We start from the raw sequence: 21,913 nt of genomic DNA on the forward strand, positions 1-21,913 counted from the left end.
CGTGATGAGGAGCGGGCCCTCGTGAGGGCGATGTGGAGTTCTGGCTACCCAGAACGGGAGGGACTAGAACGCCGCCTCGTCCAGCTCCATCAGGTCCAGCTCGACGTTCTCGGCCAGCTTGCGGGCGCCGGTGACGCCCGGCAGGACGTTGGCCGCGAAGAACTTCGCCGCCGCGATCTTGCCCGTGTAGAACGCCTTGTCCTTCGCGGAAGCCGTCTGCAGCTTCTCGGCGGCGATCGCGGCACCCTTGAGCAGCAGGTATCCGACGACGACGTCACCGGAGGCCATCAGCAGGCGGGTGGTGTTCAGGCCCACCTTGTAGATGTTCTTGACGTCCTGCTCGGTGGCCGCGAGGTCGGTCAGCATCAGGCCGACGATGGCCTCCAGCTCGACGGCGGCCTTCGCGAGGTGCTCGCGGGCGCCCGCCAGCTCCTCGCCCCCCTCGCCGAGCGCCAGGAACTTCTTGATCTCCTCCGCGAGGGAGTTCAGCGCCGCGCCCTGGTTGCGGACGATCTTCCGGAAGAAGAAGTCCTGGCCCTGGATCGCGGTGGTGCCCTCGTACAGGGTGTCGATCTTGGCGTCGCGGATGTACTGCTCGATCGGGTACTCCTGCAGGAAGCCGGAGCCGCCGAAGGTCTGCAGCGACTGGGCGAGCTGCTCGTAGCCCTTCTCCGAGCCGTAGCCCTTGACGATCGGCAGGAGCAGGTCGTTCAGGGCCTCCAGCGCCTTGGTGTCCTCGCCCGCGGCTTCCTTGACCTGGATCTCGTCCTGGAGGGAGGCCGTGTAGAGCACCAGGGCGCGCATGCCCTCCGCGTACGCCTTCTGCGTCATCAGCGAGCGGCGGACGTCCGGGTGGTGCGTGATGGTGACCTTGGGGGCGGTCTTGTCCATGAAGTTCGCGAGGTCGGGGCCCTGGACGCGCTCCTTGGCGTACTCCAGCGCGTTCAGATAGCCCGTCGACAGCGTGGAGATCGCCTTCGTGCCGACCATCATGCGGGCGAACTCGATGATGCGGAACATCTGGCGGATGCCGTCGTGCTTGTCGCCGATCAGCCAGCCCTTGGCGGGGTGCTTGTCGCCGAAGGTCATCTCGCAGGTGTTGGAGGCCTTCAGGCCCATCTTGTGCTCGACGTTCGTCGCGTACACGCCGTTGCGCTCGCCCAGCTCGCCGGTCTCGAAGTCGAAGAGGTACTTCGGGACGAGGAAGAGGGACAGGCCCTTGGTGCCGGGGCCCGCGCCCTCGGGGCGGGCGAGGACGTAGTGGAGGATGTTCTCCTCCATGTCGTGCTCACCGGAGGTGATGAAGCGCTTCACGCCCTCGATGTGCCAGGAGCCGTCCTCCTGCTGGATCGCCTTGGTGCGGCCGGCGCCGACGTCCGAGCCCGCGTCGGGCTCCGTGAGGACCATCGTGGAACCCCAGGTCTTCTCAACGGCGATCTTCGCGATGTGCTTCTGGACCTCGTTGCCCTCGTCGAAGAGGATGCCGGCGAACGCCGGGCCGGAGGCGTACATCCACACGGCCGGGTTCGAGCCGAGCAGCAGCTCCGCATACGACCAGATCAGGGAGCGCGGGGCGGTGGTGCCGCCGATCTCCTCGGGCAGGCCGAGCCGCCAGTACTCCGAGTCCATGAAGGCCCGGTAGCTCTTCTTGAAGGACGCCGGGACCGGAGCGGTGTTCGTCTCGGGGTCGAAGACCGGCGGGTTGCGGTCGGCGTCCGCGAAGGACTCCGCCAGCTCGTTCTCAGCGAGGCGGGTCAGCTCCTCGAGGATGCTCCTGGCGGTGTCGACGTCCATCTCCTCGAACGGGCCGGTGCCGTACAGCTTGTCCCGACCGAGGACTTCGAAGAGGTTGAACTCGATGTCGCGCAGATTCGACTTGTAGTGCCCCATGGCGACGGCTCCGTTAGAGAGATCGGCGAGGCACCGGGTGTAGCTCCTCGCACTAGTTCACGTACCAACAAGTAGCTACGATGATGCTACCCGCCGGTAATAAGAAGCAACCCCGAATGGGTCATCTGTGACTCAGTACTCTTGCGCTCATGTACGGCTACGACCAGAACGTGGGTGCGGGTGCTCAGCAGCAGTACGCCCAGCCGCAGCAGGGCCCCGGCGGTTACGGGCAGCAGCAGCCGCTGTATCCCGAGCCGTCCCCGCCGTCCCTCGCGGACGCGGTACGGGCCTTCACCACCGGCCAGCTGTCCGCGGAGGACTTCCAGCAGGTCTTCGCCACGTCGAAGGTCTACTGCCCACGCGGCGACAACCCCGGTTTCCTCGCCCTGCACAACACCCAGCAGCCGGTGATCCCGATGTTCACCTCGCTCAAGGAGCTGCGCCGGTACGCGGGCAAGGAGTCCAAGTACTTCGTGATCACGGGAGCCGAGGTCATCGACCTGCTCCCCACCGGCTACGGCTTCGTCCTCGACATGGAGGGCGAGCACCGCATGGTCTTCGACGCGAAGGCCGTGGAGCAGATGGTCGAGTTCGCGATGCGCAGAATGTACGGCTGACACCTGTCTGCCGGAGCCCGGAGGGAATGCCCTCCGGGCTTTCTCTGTTACGGGTGGCAGAAAGTTCAATGCTCAACTAAACTGGCCGCACAAGGAGGTACCGACATGCCTGCAGTGACCGTCGAGAACCCGCTGACCCTGCCCCGTGTGGCCGCTCCGGCCGACGCCGTGGCACGTCCCGTGCTCGCCGTCACGACCGCGCCGAGCGGTTTCGAGGGCGAGGGCTTCCCGGTGCGCCGGGCGTTCGCCGGGATCAACTACAAATACCTCGACCCGTTCATCATGATGGACCAGATGGGCGAGGTGGAGTACGCGCCGGGCGAGCCCAAGGGCACCCCCTGGCACCCGCACCGCGGCTTCGAGACCGTCACCTACATCATTGACGGGATCTTCGACCACCAGGACTCCAACGGCGGTGGCGGCACCATCACCAACGGCGACACCCAGTGGATGACCGCGGGCTCGGGCCTGCTGCACATCGAGGCTCCGCCGGAGTCCCTCGTCATGTCCGGCGGCCTCTTCCACGGCCTCCAGCTGTGGGTGAACCTCCCGGCCAGGGACAAGATGATGGCTCCGCGCTACCAGGACATCCGCGGCGGAAACGTTCAGCTGCTGACGACCCCGGACGGCGGCGCGCTGCTGCGGGTGATCGCCGGTGAGCTCGACGGCCACCAGGGCCCCGGCATCACGCACACGCCGATCACGATGATCCACGCGACGCTCGCGCCGGGTGCCGAGCTCACCCTGCCGTGGCGCGAGGACTTCAACGGCCTCGCCTACGTCCTCGCCGGCCGGGGCGCGGTCGGTGCCGAGCGGCGGCCGATCGAGCTGGGCCAGACCGCCGTGTTCGGTGCGGGCTCCGCGCTGACCGTCCGCGCGGACGAGAAGCAGGACTCGCACACCCCGGACCTGGAGGTCGTGCTCCTGGGCGGGCAGCCGATACGGGAGCCCATGGCCCACTACGGCCCCTTCGTGATGAACACCCGCGAGGAGCTCCAGCAGGCCTTCGAGGACTTCCAGAAGGGCCGGCTGGGCACCGTCCCGGCCGTGCACGGGATGACCGAGGGCGGCCTGTAGGACCGCGCGCGGGCGGAGCACCGGGTCTCACCCGGGTGGTCCGTCCGCGCAGGACACGGCGCGGGCGGACGTGATCCGCTGGACGGGTGCAGCTCCTCCCCGACCCCGTCCGGCGGCTGGCCGCCTGGTGCGCCGTGATCCTGCTGGTCGCCGGGGTCGTGTACGTCGGGGTCCTGCTGTGCTCGCAGCTGCGTACGGCCGTGACACCGGTGCTGCTCGCCCTGCTCGGAACCGCCCTGCTGGGGCCGCTGCACCGGCGGCTGGTCAGGGCCAGGGTCAACCGGTCCGTCGCCGCGGGGCTCACTTGCGTCGCGGTCGTGGCCGTGGTCGGTGGGGCCGTCTACATCATCGTCGCCGCGCTCATCGACACCGGTGACCAGATCGTCGCCTCACTGAAGGACGCGGCCCAGGGCGTCGCCGATCATTTCGGGGCCGCGGGGACCTCCCTGGACGACCTCGCCACGAATGCGAAGGACCTCCTCACCAAGTTCGGCGGGACCGCGGCCTCCAATGTCATCAGCGGGGTCAGCGTCGTCGGCGAGACCATCGCCATGGCGGTCCTCGCGCTGTTCCTCGTCTTCTTCTTCCTGCGGGACTCGCACAAGGCCGCCGACCTGATCCGGGGCATCGCCCCGGGGGAGAGCGGCGACACGCTCGAGGCCATGGCCCGCCGTGCCTACGAGGCCGTCGAGGGATTCATGCGCGGCACCAGCTTCATCGCGCTCATCGACGCCGTCTGCATCACCCTGGGCCTGCTGGTGCTGGATGTGCCCGGTGCCGTCGGGCTCGGCGCGCTCGTCTTCGTCGGGGCCTTCATCCCCTACCTCGGCGCCTTCATCTCCGGTGCCGTCGCCGTGCTGGTCGCGCTCGCCGACCGTGGGTTCGTGATCGCGCTGTGGGCGCTCGGGATCGTCCTCGCCGTGCAGGTGCTGGAGGGGCACGTGCTGACGCCGATGATCCAGAGCCGGACCGTGCAGATGCACCCGGCGATGGTGATGGTGACCATCACCGCCGGAGCCTCCGTCGCCGGGGTGCTCGGGATGCTGCTCGCCGTGCCGCTCACCGCCGCCGCCTTCGGCGTCGTACACGAGCTGCGGGCGCGGTATCAGGTGCCCGAGCCGTCGGACTCGTAGAGCTCGAACCAGATGCTCTTGCCCTCGCCCTGCGGGTCCACGCCCCATGCGTCCGCGAGCAGCTCGATGAGCATCAACCCGCGCCCCGAGGAGGCCAGTTCACCGGGTCGGCGCTTGTGCGGGAGGGCGTCGCTGGTGTCCGTGACGGTGATGCGCATCCGGCGGCTGCCCAGCTCGCCCCGCACCTCCGCCAGCAGCAGCGCGTCGGCGTCGGTGTGCACGAGGACGTTGGTGAGCATCTCGGAGACCAGCAGCACCGCCGAGTCGACCTGGTCCGGCGAGGGCCAGTCGTGCAGCAGCTCCCGCAGGTGCTGACGGGCCACCGCCACCCGCTCCGGTTCCGCCTGCGCGACGGACAGCATGGTGCGGCGGACCCTCGGCGGCACGAGCAGCGTCTCGCCGAAGCCCTCCTCGGGCCGGGACAGCAGCAGTACGGCTATGTCGTCCTCGCGCCGGTCCGCGAGGGGGCCGGTGGTGTGGTGCGAGGAGGGCCCGTGGACCCCCTGGACCAGGGCGTCGGCCAGTTCCTCCAGGTCGCCCTTGTGCTCCTCGAGGATCGCGCGGATCCGCTGCCAGCCGCTCTCCAGGTCGTGGCCGCCGGTCTCGATCAGACCGTCCGTGCAGATCAGCATGGTCTCGCCGGGTTCGAGGATGATCCGGGTGGTCGGGTAGTCGGCGTCCGGGTCGATGCCGAGCGGCAGACCGCCCGCCGTCGGACGGGCCAGCACCGTGCCGTCCGCCATCCGGATCGCCGGGTCCGGGTGCCCGGCGCGGGCGATGTCGAGGGTCCCGGTCGCCGGATCGGCCTCGACGTACAGACAGGTCGCGAAACGCAGGTCCGCGAGGGCGTCCTCCTCGACGGCGCCGGGCCGCGTGGCGCCGTCCGACAGGCCGTGCAGGAACCGGGAGGCGCGGGAGAGCACCGCGTCGGGGCGGTGGCCCTCGGAGGCATAGGCGCGCAGGGCGATACGGAGCTGGCCCATCAGGCCGGCCGCCCGTACGTCATGGCCCTGGACGTCCCCGATGACCAGGGCGATCCGGCCGCCCCCGGAGGGGGGACCCCCGGGCAGCGGGATCATGTCGTACCAGTCGCCGCCGACCTGGAGGCCGCCGCCGGTGGGGACATAGCGGGCGGCGACGCTCATGCCCGGTATCTGCGGGCCGAGGGTCGGCAGCATGGAGCGCTGCAGGCCGTCCGTCAGCGCGCGCTCGGTCTCGGCGGCGCCGGCCCGGGACAGCGCCTGGGCGAGCATGCGGGCCACCGTCGTCAGCACGGACCGCTCGTCCGGATTGAAGGTCACCGGGTAGGCGAAGGCCGCCATCCAGGCGCCCATCGTGCGGCCCGCCACCGTCAGCGGCAGGAACGCCCAGGAGTGGCGGTTGAAGGACGCGGCGAGCGGCCAGGCGGCCGGGTAGCGCGCCTTGTACTGCTCGGGAGTGGAGAGGTAGACGGCACGGCCGGTGCGGGCCACCTCGGCGGCCGGGTAGTCCGTGTCCAGGGACATGTGCGAGAAGGGGCCGTCGTCGCCGGGCTGGTGCCCGTGGTGGCCGATGATCTTCAGGCGATCGCCCTCCACGCCGAACACCGCCAGCCCGTCCGGGGTGAACCCCGGCATCGACAGGCCCGCCGCGACCCGCAGCACCTCCTCCGTGGACCGCGCCTCGGCCAGCGCCCGGCCCGCGTCCAGCAGGAACGCCTCCCGGGAGCGCCGCCAGTCACCGGTGACGGCACTGCGTCCGGCCGGCGTGCCAGGGGTCGGTTCGGTGACCTCCTGAAGGGTGCCGATCAGCTGGAAGGACTTCTTCTCGGGGTCGAAGGACGGCTTGGAGCGGGAGCGGACCACACGGATCACCCGGCCGTGCTCGTCCATGATCCGGATCCGCACCTCGGCCAGCGTGCCCTCGGTGACGGCGAGCCCGACCACGGCGATGATCTCGTTCCAGTCGACCGGATGGAGCCGGGCCCGGGCCTTGGCCTCCGTCAGGGTGGTCTGCTCGGCGGGCAGCCCCAGCAGCCGAGCCGCCTCGGCGTCGACCGTGACGAGTTCGGTGGCGGTGTCCCAGTGCCACAGACCGGTCGCGAGGGCGGCGAGAACCTCCCCCACGGCGGGCAGAGGCTCACCAGTGCGCATTGCCCCACTTTATGGAGAGGTGATCGAGGAGTGCCACCGATTGGCCACTCTTAATGGTGGGGAGCCGATCTTGGGGTGCCCGGTACCCTGGGGGTTGTTTCACGTGAAACACCCTGAAACACAGCCCCCCGATCCGCGAAGACTGGATGAACGACGATGCATCGGTACAGGTCCCACACCTGCGGCGAGCTCCGCTCCTCTGACGTCGGCACCGACGTCCGGCTGAGTGGCTGGCTGCACAATCGGCGCGACCTGGGCGGCATCCTCTTCATCGATCTGCGCGACCACTACGGCATCACGCAGCTCGTCGCCCGTCCGGGCACCCCGGCCTACGAGGCCCTCGACAAGCTGACCAAGGAGTCGACGGTCCGCGTCGACGGCAAGGTCGTCTCCCGGGGCACCGAGAACGTCAACCCCGACCTGCCGACGGGTGAGGTCGAGGTCGAGGTCGGCGAGGTCGAGCTGCTCGGCGCGGCCGCGCCGCTCCCGTTCACGATCAACACCGAGGACGGGGTCAACGAGGAGCGGCGCCTGGAGTACCGCTTCCTGGACCTGCGCCGCGAGCGCATGCACAAGAACATCATGCTGCGCACGGCCGTGATCTCGGCCATCCGGCACAAGATGACGGCGCTCGGCTTCAACGAGATGGCGACCCCGATCCTGTCGGCGACCTCCCCCGAGGGCGCCCGCGACTTCGTGGTCCCCTCCCGCCTCAACCCGGGCAAGTTCTACGCCCTGCCGCAGGCCCCGCAGCAGTTCAAGCAGCTGCTGATGATCTCCGGCTTCGACCGCTACTTCCAGATCGCGCCCTGCTTCCGTGACGAGGACGCGCGTGCGGACCGTTCGCCGGGCGAGTTCTACCAGCTCGACGTCGAGATGAGCTTCGTCGAGCAGGAGGACGTCTTCCGCCCGATCGAGCAGCTGATGACGGAGCTGTTCGAGGAGTTCGGCGGCGGCCGCCACGTCACCTCGCCCTTCCCGCGGATCCCGTTCCGCGAGGCGATGCTGAAGTACGGCTCCGACAAGCCGGACCTGCGGGCCCAGCTGGAGCTCGTCGACATCACCGACATCTTCGAGGGCTCGGAGTTCAAGGCCTTCGCCGGCAAGCACGTGCGTGCCCTGCCGGTGCCGGACGTCTCCGCGCAGCCGCGGAAGTTCTTCGACCAGCTCGGTGACTTCGCGGTCTCCCAGGGCGCGAAGGGCCTGGCCTGGGTGCGGGTGGCCGAGGACGGTTCGCTGTCCGGCCCGATCGCGAAGTTCCTCACCGAGGAGAACGTCGCCGAGCTGACCAAGCGCCTCTCGCTGGCCGCCGGTCACGCGGTGTTCTTCGGCGCGGGCGAGTTCGACGAGGTCTCCAAGATCATGGGCGCCGTCCGCGTCGAGGCCGCCAAGCGCGCCGGGCACTTCGAGGAGGGCGTCTTCCGGTTCTGCTGGATCGTGGACTTCCCGATGTACGAGAAGGACGAGGAGACCGGCGCGATCGACTTCTCGCACAACCCCTTCTCCATGCCGCAGGGCGGTCTGGAGGCCCTTCAGACCCAGGACCCGCTGGACATCCTCGGCTGGCAGTACGACATCGTCTGCAACGGCGTCGAGCTGTCCTCCGGCGCGATCCGGAACCACGAGCCGGAGATCATGCTCAAGGCCTTCGAGATCGCGGGCTACGACCGCGACACCGTCGAGGAGAAGTTCGCCGGCATGCTGCGCGCCTTCCGCTTCGGCGCCCCGCCGCACGGCGGCATCGCCCCCGGTGTCGACCGCATCGTCATGCTCCTCGCGGACGAGCCCAACATCCGCGAGACCATCGCCTTCCCGCTCAACGGCAACGCCCAGGACCTGATGATGGGCGCGCCGACGGAGCTGGAGGAGGCGCGGCTGAAGGAGCTGCACCTGTCGGTGCGCAAGCCGCAGCCGAAGTAGTAGGCCACAGGCGGATACGAAGGGCTCGAAACCGGCGTCGGTTTCGAGCCCTTTCGCTTGAGCACCGTCAAGCCGTCGGCGAAGAACCTGCTGACGGAACTGGCGACGACGACGGGTGCCGGAGTGCTCTCCTGGCGCCTGGGTGTCGTACGAGCCGTCAGGTGTCGTACGAACCGTCCCAGGGCGAGGAGAAGAACAGGCGGTCCGGGTAGAGCTCGGCCCAGCTGCCCTCCTCGTCCTGACCGGTCACCAGGCCGAACAGCACACCGTCCACGGTGAGTTGGAACGGCCTTATCGCGATGTCCGTGTAGGAGCGCCGGGGCAGGCTGCGCAGCAGTTTCGCCAGGTGTATACGGGCGCGGGTGAGCACCGAGTCGTCGCCGTGCGGGTTGCGCTGCTGCTCGGCCCAGGTGCCGACACACCAGATCTCCGAGTCGCGGTACTCGCCCTCGGCGTCGAAGGTGTGGAGCACCGTGTAGAGACGTTTGTGCTCTTCCCAGCCGTCGTCGGGCCGGAACCCCTGCGGGAAGGCATAGGTGATCGATGCCAGGAACTGCCCCTGTGCATACCGGCCGATGGACTCGGTCCGGTGCTTGGGCACGTAGGCGATCGGAACGATTTCGGGCACTGCCATGGCCGAACAATACGGGGCCCGGAAAGCCGAACGGCTTTCCGAGCCCTGTCTCTCACGGTTCCTACTCGGCCTCGCCCCCGAAGCGCTCCTTGTACGTCTCCAGGTCCTCGTCCGTCAGCTTGGCGAACAGGACCGGCGGGACCGTGAAAGGAGTGCCCGCGGGGACGGCGGTGAGGGACTTCGCCTCGGTCGCCGAGACCCACGTCGCGGTGTCCTGCGGGAGGGAGAAGGCCTGGCGCATGGCGGCCGACGTCGTCGGGATGAACGGCTCCGAGACCACCGCGTAGAGGTGGATCAGGTTCATCGCCGTGCGCAGGGTCAGGGCCGCGCCGTCCTTGTTGGTCTTGATCTCCAGCCAGGGGGCCTTCTCCTCCAGGTAGGAGTTGCCCGCGGACCACAGGGCGCGCAGGGCCGCGGCCGCCTTGCGGAACTGGAGGGAGTCCAGCTGGGACTCGTACTCGGCGAGGAGCTCCGCGATCTGCTCGCCCAGCTTCCGCTCCGCCTCCCCCGGCTCGCCGCCCGCCGGGACCTCCTCGCCGAAGCGCTTCTTGGAGAACGACAGCACGCGGTTGACGAAGTTGCCGAGGGTGTCGGCGAGGTCCTTGTTGACCGTCGCCGTGAAGTGCTCCCAGGTGAAGGACGAGTCGTCCGACTCGGGGGCGTTGGCGATCAGGAAGTAGCGCCAGTAGTCCGCCGGCAGGATGTCCAGGGCCTGGTCGGTGAAGACGCCCCGCTTCTGGGACGTGGAGAACTTGCCGCCGTAGTACGTCAGCCAGTTGAAGGCCTTGACGTAGTCGACCTTCTTCCACGGCTCACGGACGCCGAGCTCGGTGGCCGGGAACATCACCGTGTGGAACGGGACGTTGTCCTTCGCCATGAACTGCGTGTAGCGGACGTCGGTGTCGACGTCGTACCACCAGGACTTCCAGTCGCGGTTCTCCGGGTCCTTGTCGGACCACTCCTTCGTCGAGCCGATGTATTCGATCGGGGCGTCGAACCAGACGTAGAAGACCTTGCCCTCCGCCGCCAGCTCCGGCCAGGTGTCGGCCGGGACCGGGACGCCCCAGTCCAGGTCGCGGGTGATCGCGCGGTCGTGCAGGCCCTCGGTCAGCCACTTGTGGGCGATGGAGGAGGCCAGCTGCGGCCAGTCCTTGTCGTGGCGGGCCACCCACTCGCGGACCTCGCCCTCCAGCTTGGACTGGAGGAGGAAGAGGTGCTTGGTCTCACGGACCTCCAGGTCCGTGGAGCCGGAGATCGCCGAGCGCGGGTTGATCAGGTCGGTCGGGTCGAGGACGCGGGTGCAGTTCTCGCACTGGTCGCCGCGGGCCTTGTCGTAGCCGCAGTGCGGGCACGTGCCCTCGACGTAGCGGTCCGGGAGGAAGCGGCCGTCGGCGGGGCTGTAGACCTGGCGGATCGCCCGCTCCTCGATGAAGCCGTTCTCGTGGAGGCGGCGGGCGAAGTGCTGGGTGATCTCGACGTTCTGCGGGGAGGAGCTGCGGCCGAAGTAGTCGAAGGCGAGCGCGAAGCCGTCGTAGACCGCCTTCTGGGCGTCGTGCGCCTGGGCGCAGAACTCGTCGACCGGGAGGCCCTGCTCCTTGGCCGCCAGCTCGGCGGGGGTGCCGTGCTCGTCCGTCGCGCAGATGTACAGGACGTCGTGGCCGCGCTGGCGGAGGTACCGGGAGTACACGTCCGCCGGGAGCATGGACCCCACCATGTTGCCCAGGTGCTTGATTCCGTTGATGTACGGAAGGGCGCTGGTGATGAGGTGTCGAGCCATCGGGGGCTGCTCCCAGGTCGGATTTCGGGGTTCTTGGTTCTTTGCGAACCTTGAAATCGTAGCCGACATGGGTGGGCCGCCCGCCTCCCGTTTTACGGGGTGGGAAGGGGCGGCCCGGGCGATCTCTCGTTCTTTCGGCGGGGTCTACGGGGCTACGGGCGCCAGTCGATCAGTACGCCGTCGTAGAGCTCGGCGTCCGTGAGCTCCAGGGGCGTGGGGCCCGCGTGGAAGAAGGCCGTGTTGTCGGTCTTCAGTTTGCGGAGGTAGTCGAAGGCCTTGTTGTCGTGGTCGCCGAACGCGACGAAGGAGAAGAAAACCTGGGGGTGGGTCTTCGCGGCCTCGGTGAGGGCCTGGGTGGCGGGGGTCTTCGCGTCCGGGGCGCCGTCCGTCTGGAAGATCACCAGGGCGGGGGTCTTCGCGTCGGGGGTGTTGGCGTCGTAGTGGGCGAGGACCGCTTCCACGGCCGCGTGGTAGCTGGTACGGCCCATGCGGCCGAGGCCGGCGTGGGCGTCGTCGATGGCGGTCTCGGGGGAGGCCGGGGTGAGGTCGGTGGTGCCGTCGACCTCCGTGGAGAAGAAGACGACGTGGACGGAGGCCTTCTCGCTGCCGGCGGGGTCCAGGTGCTCGGCGAGGGCGAGGGTCTGGTCGGCCAGGGCCTGGGCGGAGCCGTCCTTGTAGTACGGGCGCATGCTCGCGGAGCGGTCGAGGACCAGGTAGACCTTGGCGCGGGCGGTGGTGAAGCCGGCCTTTGCGAGGGCGGTGGCGGCTACGGATGCGGCTGCCGCCGCCGGCTCGGGCTCCGCCTCGGCTTCGCCTTCGGCGGAGTGGTTCCCACCCGCACCACCCGTGCTGCTTTCGTCGTCGGCTGCGGGTGGCCCCTGTGGGGTGTCCTCGCCGTCGGCGGCCGCGGGCTCGTCCGCCTCGGTCGCGGCGGGCACGGGCTCGGGGGCCTGCTCCGGCTCCTCGGCCTCCGCGACCGGCTCGGGCTCCGGCTCCGGCTCGGGGGCGGCCTCCGAGGTCTCCTTCGGTGCCGCGATCTGCTCCGGCTCCGCGGCTTCCACAACCGGCGTGGGCTCGGGCCCCGGCTCGGGAGCGGCTTCCACAACCGGCGTGGGCTCGGGCTCCGGCTCGGGAGCGGCTTCCACAACCGGCGTGGGCTCCGGCTCGGGAGCGACCTCCGCGAGCGGCACGGGCTCTGCGACAGGCTCGGGAGCGACCTCCGGCTCGGGCTCCGCCACCGGCTCGGCCTCCGCCACCGCAACCGGCTCGGCCTCCGCCACCGGCTCAGCGGTCTGCTCCGGCTCCTCAGCCTCGACCTCGGCGGCCGGGGCCGGCTCCGTGGCCGGTTCCGGCTGCTCCTCCGGCTCGGGCTGCGTCTTCGCCGTCGGCTCGGACGGCTCGTCGACCGTCGGCTCCGGGGTCACCCGGTCCACCGGCTCCGACGGCTTCGGTACCGTCACGTTGTCGAAGGCCGCCGAGACCAGTTCGTGTTCGTCCTGGTCCTCCTGGGACGACGAGCGCGGCTCCGGGACCTGCGCGGACGGTGTCGGCTGCGGCTCGGGGGAGGGGGCCGGGACCGTTGGTTCCGGAGTGTGCGAAGGGGTGAGGTCCGCACCCTCTGCTTCGGAGGCACGCCCCTTGCGTGACCTGCCGAACGCGTTCCGCAGGAGAGTGAGAATGCCCATTTGCGCAACCCTTCGCGTGAGTTGATACCCGTCAATCCCTGGCCAGGACGGACACGTAAGGTTAGCGGCCCCAGATGGCGATCTTGGGGAGGGTGGGTATGTCTGAGCTCTTCCCGTCCTTACACGCTTCCTGTGATCTCTGCGGGTTGTGAGTCGCGCACACAGGCAGCTGATCGTCCGCGACCCAATGCATGGGCCTCGTACGGCACTTGAGCCGCACCGGGTCGTGCTGGGGGGGGCAGGCGTAAAGGCTCACGTGGGGGCCGCTCACCGGAAGCTCAGGTCGAGATCTTTTCACGTCAGTCTGACGAGATGACCCACGGTACCGCGACACGCGCCCTGCGAAGTGCTCGACCGAGCTTCTCGGTCGAGCACTTCGCTGCTGGGCCCCTGCTGGTGAGAGAGGGGATTCCTCAGCAATTGCGCGCTAGTTGCGCATGACTCACATTGATTCCGGGTGGGTTTTCTCTGCGCGCACCCGGACTCCCTTATACGCCGCTTCCTGCGATCGCAGTCTTTCCGGTCCCGTAGACCTTCACCTTGGCCCAGGGGTGCAGAGTCGCGTAACAGCCGTACTTCGCAACGCAGAGTTCCGCCTTGCGCTTCATCATCGAAGAGCCGGACGACGCAGGAACGCGCGACTTGGTGTCGACTTCCCGCTTGGAGTCCACGTTCACGCTGACGACCGGGTCATAGTCCGAAAAGTCATCGTAGCGCTCACCCCACTCGCGGACCTTCCCACCGCCATAGCGGAACTCGGCGTAGGTGTGGTACCTGAAGATTATGGCGCCCGTGAGGCTCCGGTGGGTGTGAGTGATGTGGGTCATTCTCCACTTGTCGCCGGTGGCGGCCACGGCCGAAGCCGAAGCCGATCCGCTGCCGTCCGCTTCGGTTTCTTCGGGCGTCCAGACCGGTGCCGTGCTCGGCAGGGCGCCGGCCGGAGGCATCACGTCGAGCATGTCTTTGGAGCTGAGCGAGCTGCCATTGATGGCGGACACTCCGCCCTTGACGCCGGGCGTGACGACGGCTTCCTTGATGGTGACCTCTTCCGGCTTGGTGGGGTCCACCACCCTGGCGGCCAGTCCCGGAACGGATTTGATCAGATTGAGGTCGGCTTGGGTGTATGTGCCGTCTCCGACATGTCGCAGCGCCGCGGATATCGCCTCGTCGGACGGCTGGGTTGCGGCACTGGCCGACGCCCCGTTCAACGTGACGAGGAGTGCCGCCGACGCCACCGTTGCACTAATTACTGAAGCAGCTCTACGGCGGGTAACTCCGGTACGCATTACTTTCCCCTCTATGGTTTTTGGCGAGCCCTGAAGGGAGCTGGTCTTTGATGCCCCCGGCTCGTGCGTCAGCGAGCTTATGCATGTGGATCGCCGCAGGTCAACGACTGTTGAGGTTTCCTTGAGGGAGTTGCGGGCGCGACAAATCAGCCCTCAAGGAAGGCTCTTAGATATTCCTCAAATCTGGAACCTGGAATGCGTAAAGTGCATCAGGGGTGCATGGTCGGTGGGCAGGCGGGATGCATGTTTGACCTACAAGGTCGACCAGTTGTGGGCGAACGGGTGCGCGGCCGCCCTCCTGCACAGGGCGGCCGCACCCACCTGCGTTCCGGCCTCAGTGCGGTGACGCGATCGCCCGGGCCGCCGCCACCTCCTGCCGCAGTGGCTCCAGCACGCTGCCCGCCGGCCCGGTGAGGTCCGTACGGACGGGGTAGAGGACCTCGGTGTCCCGCAGGCCCTCCGCCAACTCGGCGAGCTGCATGGTCACTTGGCGGACCTCGGCGGCGGACGGCGTGGCCGCTCCGTGCCGTACCCGCACGGCCGCGGCCGTGGTGGCGTCCACGATCCGCTCCACCGCGACGACCATCGGCCACCAGGCGGATGCGCGGCGGCCGGTGGGCGGCGGTTCGGTCAGGGCGCGCTGGAACTCCGTGCGGATGAGGGACAGATCGCGGTAGAGGCGGCGTCGCATCCGGGCGCGGGCGGCCGGTTCGGTGCCGTCGCCGAAGGCCGACTCGACGTACTCCGCGGTGTTCGCGACGGCGTCCGCGAGCCGGTCGCCGACCCGGGTGTGCCAGCTCTCCGGCCACAGCAGATAGCCGGCGACGAGCGCGATGCCGCAGCCGATGAGGGAGTCGACCAGGCGGGGCAGGAGCAGGGCGGTGCCCTGGTGGTTCAGGATGTCGGAGAGCAGGAGGATCACGGGGGTGATGGCTGCCGTCTGGTAGCCGTAGCCGCGGGGCGTCAGCGCCGGGATCAGTGGGGCGAGGACCAGCATCGCCACCACGTCCCACCAGCCGCGCGGCACCGCCGCCAGCACCGCCGCCGCGATCACCAGTCCCGCGACCGTGCCGAGGGCCCGCAGCAGCGCCCGGGAGAAGACCGAGCCGAAGTCGGGCTTCAGGACGAAGGTGATGGTGAGGGCGACCCAGTACGAGCGCGGCACGGGGACGATCGACACCAGGGCCTGCGCGATGCCGATGCAGAGTGCGAGGCGCAGTCCGTAGCGCCAGGAGTTGGCGGAGAGGGTGACATTGCGGGCGGCACGGGCGGCGCGGATCGACAGGGCCGCCGGGCGGCCGAGGCGGTCGTCGATGCCCCTCGGGTCCACATCGGGCGCGGTGACGACCTCGGCGGCGTGCCGCAGGGCGTGGTCGACGGCGCGGGCGGTCTCCGACGTCGGCACGGGCAGTGTCAGCCCTATCGGTCCGGTGTAGCCGGTCTCCACGGCCTGCGCGAGGTGGCGTACGGCCTCCGGGACCTCCGGCGGGAGGGCGGTGCCGCTCAGCCGGACGGCCGGTGCGGCCTCCACGACCGGGGTGATGGCGTTCAACTGGGCGAGCAGGCGGGTGAGTTCGGGGCTGCGGCCGTGGTGGCGGGCGCGGCGGGCGAGGACGAGGTCGTACGACTGGTTCAGGGACTGGGTGACGGCGTGGCGCGCGGCGTCGTACTCCTGGGTGCCGCAGGCGGACATCAGCGTGGCCACCGTGCGGTAGGTGTCCGCGACCGCAGCCCGCTCCGGCACCCCGGACCGCAGGGGCCAGGCGAGCAGCGCGAGAAGGAGGACCAGCAGCCCGCCGCCGGACATCAGCACGGGCGCGAGCCACCAGTCACCCGGCATCGGCAGTCCCGCGCCGACCACGGAGTTGAGGAGGAGCAGCAGCCCCGACACGGAGGCGACCGCCCCGATCGTCGAGATCATCCCGGAGACCAGCGCGACACCGGTGACCGCGGCGACGGCGACCCAGCCGTGTCCGAACACCAGCGAACCCAGGGTCACCCCGATCGCGCCGAACAGCTGCGGGATCGCGATGTTGAGGATCCGCATGCGGTACGCGTCCGCGGTGTCCCCGATGACACCGGAGAGGGCCCCCATGGAGGCCAGCGCACCGTAGGCGGGCCGGCCGGCCGCGAGACCGATCGCCAGCGGGAGCGCCATCGCGATCGCCGCACGGGCCATGGCAGCCCAGTTCACCGGGGCCTGCTGGGGCCGGAGGTTCCTTACCAGCCAGTCGGGAGGGGTGAGGCCGGCGGGGAACTCTCGGGCCATGCGCCCATTATGAGCACCCCGCTCCGGCTCATCCGCGCTGGTGAAGCGTGATGTCCGCGAGCAGGGCGCGGTGGTCGGTGCCGGGCAGGTTCAGGAAGTGGGCGGTGTTCGCCGAGAAGTCCCGGGAGAGGAGTACGTGGTCGATCTGGGCGCCGAAGGCCGGGGTCGTGCGGGCGGGCCAGCTGGGTGTGCGGGCGTGGCCCGCGAGCCGGGCGGCGTCCTGCATACCGGTGTCGAGGATGCGGCGGAAGGCGGCGTGGTCCTGGGAGGCGTTGAAGTCGCCGGCCAGGACCATGGGCGTACGGGTGGCGGCGGCGGTGTCCCGCAGCCGCCCGAGCTCCCGTTGCCAGAGGCCGACCTGGCCGGGCAGCGGCGGCATGGGGTGGGCCAGCTGGAGCCGTACGGCATGTCCGCGGACATCGGCGACGGCGCCGGGCATGCCCATGGTCCCGGTCACGCCCGCCGTGCCCTTGAGCGGAAAGCGGCTGAGGATGATCGAGCCGTGGCTGCCGCCGGCCGCCACGGCCCGCCGGTACGGGTAGTCGGCGCCGAAGTCCTGCTTCAGCCGGGCCTGACAGGTGTACTCGCACTCCTCCACGAACACGAGGTCCGGCTTGTGGCGCCGGATCTCGGGGACGAGGGAGCCCGTCCCGCGCCCGAACTCGACGTTCGAGGTCAGCACCCTGAACTCGGCGACGGCGGCGCCGCCGGGCTCGTCCGTCTTCCCGTACGGCTCGATGAACCACGCCAGCAGCCCGAGGACGACGAGCGCCCACGCCATCCCGAGGCGCCAGCGGCCGAGCAGCGCGAGGAGCAGGGCCAGTCCGGCGGGGGCGAGCAGCCAGGGCAGGAAGGCGAGGACCTGGGGGACCGGGGTGAAGCCGTCGCTGTCGGCGGCCCGGCAGCCGACGACCACGCTCACCGCGGCCAGCAGCAGCCCCGCGCACCAGGCCGCGAAGCGCCGCCCGGCCCGCCGTACCGGCTCGTCCTCGCTCGCAGCGGTCCACTCGGCAGCCGCAGTGTCCAAGGTCCGGGCCCTCCGCTCAGGAGTGGGATGCCCGAATCATCCCCCGGCGGAGTCGATGCGCGCCAGGAAACTCTCCAGCGCCTCGTTGAACTCCTTCGGTCGCTCCAGGTTCGGCATGTGGGCCGTGCCCTCGATGACGTGGAGCGTCGAGTCGGGGAGCGCCGCGTGCATGGCCTCGGCGTCGGCGACCGGGGTGTAGGTGTCGTCGGCGCCCACGACCACCAGGGCGGGGACCGTGACGGTGGTGAGCAGCTGGCGGTAGTCGGGGCGGGCGGCGCGGGCGCGCAGGGCCGCCGCGGCGGACTCGGGACGGGTCGCCGTCATCATGCGGTGGACATGCGCCTTGACCTCGGCGGAGGCGTACGGCGCGACCATCTTCTCCAGGACTTCGTCGGCGTACCCGCGCATGCCCTCCCGCAGCAGGCGGTCCGCCATGGCGTGCCGCACCTCGACGCCCTCGGGTGTCTCCGGGGCCGGGAAGGTGTCGGCGAGGACCAGGCCGCGGACGCGGCCGGGGAACTGCCGGTGGAAGTCCATGACGATCTGGCCGCCCATGGAGAGACCGGCGAGCACGCACGACTCCACTCCCAGCCCGTCCAGCAGCGCCGCGAGGTCCTGCGCGAACCGCTCGAAGCGCGTGACCTCCGGAGCCGAAGGGGAGGCGCCGTAGCCGCGCAGGTCGGGGGCGATCACCCGGCGGGTGCCGGAGAACGCCTCCAGCTGCGGGTTCCACATCGTGTGGTCGAAGGGGTGGCCATGGACGAGGACCAGCGGGATCGGCATGACTTCGACCCTAGAGCGGCCCAATTACTCAGTGCAATAAAATCTTTGCTCTCGGTGCAATGCCGGCGACGGCAGCAAACAGGGGGGCCTCGTGGACGCGTACCGGCGGATAGCCGACCGCATAGCCGATGACATCGCCGCCGGAAGGCTCCGGCCGGGGGAACGGCTGCCTCCGCAGCGGAAGTTCGCCCGTCGGCACGGCATCGCGGCCTCCACGGCGGAGCGGGCGTACGGCGAGCTGGTGCGGCGGGGGCTGGTCGTCGGCGAGGTCGGCCGGGGCACCTTCGTACGGGCCGCCCGGAGCGGACCCGCCGGGCGCGCACTCGTCGAACCGGCGACCGAGGCCCCGGTGAACATGGAGCTCAACTACCCTTCCGCGCCCGGCCAGTCGGAGCTGCTCGCCCCCGCCCTCGCGCCGATGCTGCGCCCCGACGTCCTCACCGAGGCCCTGCGCCCCGCCCCCGCCGCCGGGACCGCGCAGGCCCGCGAGGCGGTGGCGGCCCTGCTCGCCACCCCCGGCTGGCGCCCGTCCCCGGACCGGCTGCTGTTCACCGGCAACGCCCGCCAGGCCATCGCCGCCGCCCTCGCCTCCCTCGTCCGGCCGGGTGGCCGGGTGGGGGTCGAGGAGCTGACGTATCCGCTGGTCAAGGAGATCGCGGGCCGGCTCGGCATCCGGCTGGTCCCGCTGGCCACGGACGAGGGCGGGCTGCGTCCGGAGGCGGTCGCGGCCGCCCACCGGGCCGCTCCCCTGGCGGCGCTGTACGTCCAGCCGACCCTGCACAACCCCACATCCGTGACGACGGGTGAGGCACGACGGCGCCAACTGGCCGAAGTCGTCGCAGACTTGGACATCCCCGTCGTGGAGGACCGCATCTGGTCCTTCCTCGCCGACCCGGCCGAGGCCGCCGACCCCCTCGCCGCGTACGCCCCCCACCTCACCCATGTCGTCGACGGTCTCTCCAAGCGGGTCGCGCCCGGGCTCACGGCCGGCTTTCTCGTCGTACCCGCGCATCGGGTTCAGGCGGTGGCGGCGGCCGTGCGGTCCGGGGGGTGGAGTGCCGGGCGGTTCGCGCTGGAGGCGGGGGTGCGGTGGATCGGGGACGGGACGGTGGAGCGGCTGGTGGCGGCGAAACGGGAGGACGCGGCACGCAGGCAGCGGCTGGTTGCCGAGCGCCTGGGCGGGTTTCGGGTGCGGTGTGATCCGCTGGGCTATTTTGCCTGGTGGGAGCTGCCTGCGGCGTGGCGGGCGGACACGTTTGCCGCGGCGGCGGCCGCGCACGGGGTCGCCGTCACGCCGGGGACTGCCTTCGTGGTGGACCCCAAGCGGACCCCGGATGCCGTCAGGCTTGGTCTTGCTTCAGCTGCTTTGCCTGATGTGGAGCGGGCTCTGGGGGTGCTTGCCAGTCTGGCGCTGAGGGCTCCGTCGTAGGTGTTGAGATGCGTCTGCGGGTGCTTCGTGGCTGGTCGCGCCGCGCGGCGGAGCCGCTGATCGACCCCGCCCCGCGCCGCCCCTTCGGAGCACTGATCCAAGCGATCAGGGCGACCGTCAGGCCCAGGACGATCAGGAGCCAGCACGCCTCGCGGAGGGTTGCCGTCAGGGCGTCGTAGACGGCGGCCGCGGCCGGCTGCTGGGTCTCGTCGGGGAGGCCAGCGAGGGTGAAGTGGCGGCCGATGGTGACGGCGAGGGCGAGCAGCGCGCCGCCGAGTGCCGTGCCGAGGGCGGTCGCGGTGACCGCGCGGCGGCGGCAGGCGGCGACGGCGATCCCGGTCACGGCGAAGACGACGGCCGCCACCGGCAGCCAGAAACCGGCGACTTCCAGCACGTGGAATCCCTTCCGGAGGCGGTCCAGTTCCTGGGCCGGGAGTACCGAGACCTCGGTGTGCTCGACCGGGATGCGGTTCGCGAACGGGACGTGGTCCACGGCGAGCTGTCGCTTGACCTGGGCGGTGACGGGGGCGAGGTCGACGGTGACGTCGCGGTCGCTCTCGTCGTGCAGGGCGCGCAGCACCGCGTCGTGGACCGCCCGGTTCCCGGAGTCCCAGGCCAGCCGGAAGGCCTCGGTACCGGTGAAGGAGTGCACCGCGTCGTGCACGAAGGGGCGCACGGTGCCCCGCAACGGCCGTACGTCCCCCCGGTCGTCGACCTGCTCCATGATCCCGGCGCCGACGGTGTCCGCGACCGCGTCCCGCACGGCGGGGTCCCCGGCCAGCGGTGCCATCGTCGTGACGTAGCGGCTCGTGTCGGTCAGGTCGTACGCCGCCCAGGCCGCGAGCGTGCCGCACGGCGCGAGCAGACACGCGAGGGCGATCAGTGCCGCCGACAGGGCGTGCCGCACGCGCTCAGGTCGCTTGGGGGCCACCTCTCCAGGCAACGGTCCGGGGGCGGGGTCCGCGAGCGGGGCGCCTCCATACGGGTTCCGTCCGGGTGCGCCGCACCCGGGGGCCGGTCAGCGGATGCGGTTGCCGACGGCGTCCTCCCGTGTGTAGTAGCGGTAGAAGAACACCAGGAAGATGCCCGCCGTGACCACCACGCCCAGGGCCACGGAGCGGTAGACCGACTCTCCGGTCTGGCTGTAGAGGAAGCCGACCGCGGCGCCCGCGAAGCCGGACTTCACCAGTGAGTGCAGTTCACGCTTGAGCAGCGGTGCGAACGTCGCGACGGCGATGCACAGCACGATGAACACGGCCGCCGTGACGAAGCCGAACAGGATGTTCCAGCCGGTGATCTCGCCGCCGCCGCGCCGGTTGGCCGCGGCCCAGAAGCCGTAGACGAGCCCGAGGACGACGGGGATCGCGTACCGCCCGACGGTGTGGACCCGCTCGTCGAACAGGTCGGGTGTGCGAGTGGGCCGGGCCGCGCGGTTCAGCCTGACCTTGCCCATCATTCCGCCGGACGTGGGTGCCGCTTGAGCCATGAGAGCACTCCTCTCTCTCCTCGCCCCTGCCTACCAGAGCACACCTGGAGGCAGGGCCTGGCAAGTCGGTGGGGGGCGGCAGTTGCTCCGTGCTTTCCCGGCCCGGCTGGATCCGCTGGCGCCGGAGCGGGTTCCGCGCCGCGATCGACCGCCGCGTCCGCCTCGTGCGCCGCGGCGCGGGACGCAGGACCGGAGCTTTCGAGGCCTGCGGGTGCTGCTGCTTGCCTTCTACTGGTTTGCCGCGGCGGGTGCTGTGCTGATGGCCCCGGTGGAGGCCCTGGCCGACAAGCTGCTGGAGTGGATGTGGCGCGGCTTCGGCATCCGGCGGCTGGTGCGCGGCCGGGTGTGGCAGGGCGGCTGGCAGAGCGACGCGGGCCGCTTCGTGATCGCCGTGCGGGCGGCCGGCGGACGCGGGCTCTACGAGAACGACAGCTTCCTGCTGACGTTCACCGACCGCCGGGTGCTGCTGCTCAGCTCGCCCCGCTCGCCGGAACGCGAGACCCCGGAGCTCCTCGCGGAGTATCCGCGGCAGGTGCTCGCCCTGCGCAGCGAGCCGCACCCGGCCCGCCACCGCAACCGCCTGGACGTCGCCTTCCCGGACGGCTCCTGGGTCGCGCTCGCGGTCGGCAGCCGGGACCAGGTCGGCGAGGTACGGCAGTCCCTCGCGGCGGGCCGCCCGGCGCCCGGTTTTCGGTCCTGACACCCACCTTTGCACCCGCAGCGGTTACGGTGCTGCCGTAAGTGATCGACGGGGGAAGGGGAGGGAAC

General features: G+C 70.3%; 17 protein-coding genes. 6 read left to right on the forward strand and 11 right to left on the reverse strand.

Annotation, left to right across the window (positions count from 1 at the left end; all coding sequences use genetic code 11):
• Nucleotides 1–63: 63 nt before the first annotated feature.
• Nucleotides 64–1,890, reverse strand: coding sequence for an acyl-CoA dehydrogenase (locus tag ABT254_RS23415; protein WP_351473259.1), 1,827 nt, complete (start codon nt 1,888–1,890; stop codon nt 64–66).
• Between the two features lie 149 nt (nt 1,891–2,039).
• Here ABT254_RS23415 and ABT254_RS23420 point away from each other — a divergent pair, with 149 nt between their 5' ends.
• The 3 genes from ABT254_RS23420 to ABT254_RS23430 all read left to right on the forward strand — a co-directional run bounded on the left by ABT254_RS23420 (nt 2,040) and on the right by ABT254_RS23430 (nt 4,717).
• On the forward strand, nt 2,040–2,507 hold the full coding sequence (locus tag ABT254_RS23420; RefSeq protein WP_030939169.1) for an SseB family protein: 468 nt from the start codon (nt 2,040–2,042) through the stop codon (nt 2,505–2,507).
• 105 nt (nt 2,508–2,612) lie between these two features.
• Nucleotides 2,613–3,584, forward strand: coding sequence for a pirin family protein (locus tag ABT254_RS23425; RefSeq protein WP_351473262.1), 972 nt, complete (start codon nt 2,613–2,615; stop codon nt 3,582–3,584).
• An 86-nt stretch (nt 3,585–3,670) separates the two neighbouring features.
• Nucleotides 3,671–4,717 (forward strand): AI-2E family transporter, encoded by a 1,047-nt coding sequence (locus ABT254_RS23430; protein ID WP_351473264.1) that lies wholly within the window; start codon nt 3,671–3,673, stop codon nt 4,715–4,717.
• Here ABT254_RS23430 and ABT254_RS23435 read toward each other — a convergent pair.
• Nucleotides 4,690–6,849: a SpoIIE family protein phosphatase gene (locus ABT254_RS23435; RefSeq protein ID WP_351473267.1), complete on the reverse strand. Its 2,160-nt coding sequence runs from the start codon at nt 6,847–6,849 to the stop codon at nt 4,690–4,692. The genes ABT254_RS23430 and ABT254_RS23435 overlap by 28 nt on opposite strands.
• 156 nt (nt 6,850–7,005) lie before the next feature.
• Here ABT254_RS23435 and aspS point away from each other — a divergent pair, with 156 nt between their 5' ends.
• Nucleotides 7,006–8,769 (forward strand): aspartate--tRNA ligase, encoded by a 1,764-nt coding sequence (gene aspS / locus ABT254_RS23440; protein ID WP_351473270.1) that lies wholly within the window; start codon nt 7,006–7,008, stop codon nt 8,767–8,769.
• 157 nt (nt 8,770–8,926) lie between these two features.
• Here the strand turns inward: aspS and ABT254_RS23445 are convergent, their stop codons facing one another.
• The 7 genes from ABT254_RS23445 to ABT254_RS23475 form a co-directional block, all read right to left on the reverse strand.
• The gene (locus ABT254_RS23445) at nt 8,927–9,403 is read right to left on the reverse strand and encodes a hypothetical protein (protein WP_351473272.1); all 477 of its coding nucleotides are present in this window, start codon (nt 9,401–9,403) and stop codon (nt 8,927–8,929) included.
• A gap of 61 nt (nt 9,404–9,464) precedes the next feature.
• Nucleotides 9,465–11,180 (reverse strand): methionine--tRNA ligase, encoded by a 1,716-nt coding sequence (metG, locus tag ABT254_RS23450; RefSeq protein WP_351473275.1) that lies wholly within the window; start codon nt 11,178–11,180, stop codon nt 9,465–9,467.
• A gap of 152 nt (nt 11,181–11,332) precedes the next feature.
• Entirely contained in the window at nt 11,333–12,865 is a 1,533-nt protein-coding gene (locus ABT254_RS23455) for a VWA domain-containing protein (RefSeq protein ID WP_351473278.1), read from the reverse strand.
• A 488-nt stretch (nt 12,866–13,353) separates the two neighbouring features.
• Nucleotides 13,354–14,100: a hypothetical protein gene (locus ABT254_RS23460; protein WP_351473281.1), complete on the reverse strand. Its 747-nt coding sequence runs from the start codon at nt 14,098–14,100 to the stop codon at nt 13,354–13,356.
• A gap of 385 nt (nt 14,101–14,485) precedes the next feature.
• Complete coding sequence (locus ABT254_RS23465) at nt 14,486–16,420, reverse strand: FUSC family protein (protein ID WP_351473284.1); 1,935 nt, start codon at nt 16,418–16,420, stop codon at nt 14,486–14,488.
• Between the two features lie 28 nt (nt 16,421–16,448).
• Nucleotides 16,449–17,447: an endonuclease/exonuclease/phosphatase family protein gene (locus tag ABT254_RS23470; protein WP_351473286.1), complete on the reverse strand. Its 999-nt coding sequence runs from the start codon at nt 17,445–17,447 to the stop codon at nt 16,449–16,451.
• Nucleotides 17,448–17,483: 36 nt separating this feature from the next.
• Nucleotides 17,484–18,230 carry an alpha/beta fold hydrolase gene (locus tag ABT254_RS23475; RefSeq protein ID WP_351473289.1) on the reverse strand — a complete coding sequence of 249 codons (747 nt, stop codon included), beginning with the start codon at nt 18,228–18,230 and terminating at the stop codon, nt 17,484–17,486.
• Nucleotides 18,231–18,321: 91 nt separating this feature from the next.
• Between ABT254_RS23475 and ABT254_RS23480 the strand changes: the two genes are divergently transcribed.
• Entirely contained in the window at nt 18,322–19,659 is a 1,338-nt protein-coding gene (locus tag ABT254_RS23480; RefSeq protein WP_351473292.1) for an aminotransferase-like domain-containing protein, read from the forward strand.
• On the opposite strand, the gene ABT254_RS23485 is transcribed toward ABT254_RS23480, so the two are convergent.
• Nucleotides 19,571–20,590, reverse strand: a complete 1,020-nt coding sequence (locus ABT254_RS23485) for a hypothetical protein (protein WP_351473295.1) — start codon at nt 20,588–20,590, stop codon at nt 19,571–19,573. The genes ABT254_RS23480 and ABT254_RS23485 overlap by 89 nt on opposite strands.
• An 87-nt stretch (nt 20,591–20,677) precedes the next feature.
• Entirely contained in the window at nt 20,678–21,145 is a 468-nt protein-coding gene (locus ABT254_RS23490) for a hypothetical protein (protein WP_351473297.1), read from the reverse strand.
• A gap of 211 nt (nt 21,146–21,356) precedes the next feature.
• Between ABT254_RS23490 and ABT254_RS23495 the strand changes: the two genes are divergently transcribed.
• On the forward strand, nt 21,357–21,845 hold the full coding sequence (locus tag ABT254_RS23495) for a hypothetical protein (RefSeq protein WP_351473300.1): 489 nt from the start codon (nt 21,357–21,359) through the stop codon (nt 21,843–21,845).
• Nucleotides 21,846–21,913 lie beyond the last annotated feature (68 nt).

The organism is Streptomyces sp. NPDC001137, from assembly GCF_040298885.1.
In the GTDB taxonomy this organism is placed as follows: domain Bacteria; phylum Actinomycetota; class Actinomycetes; order Streptomycetales; family Streptomycetaceae; genus Streptomyces.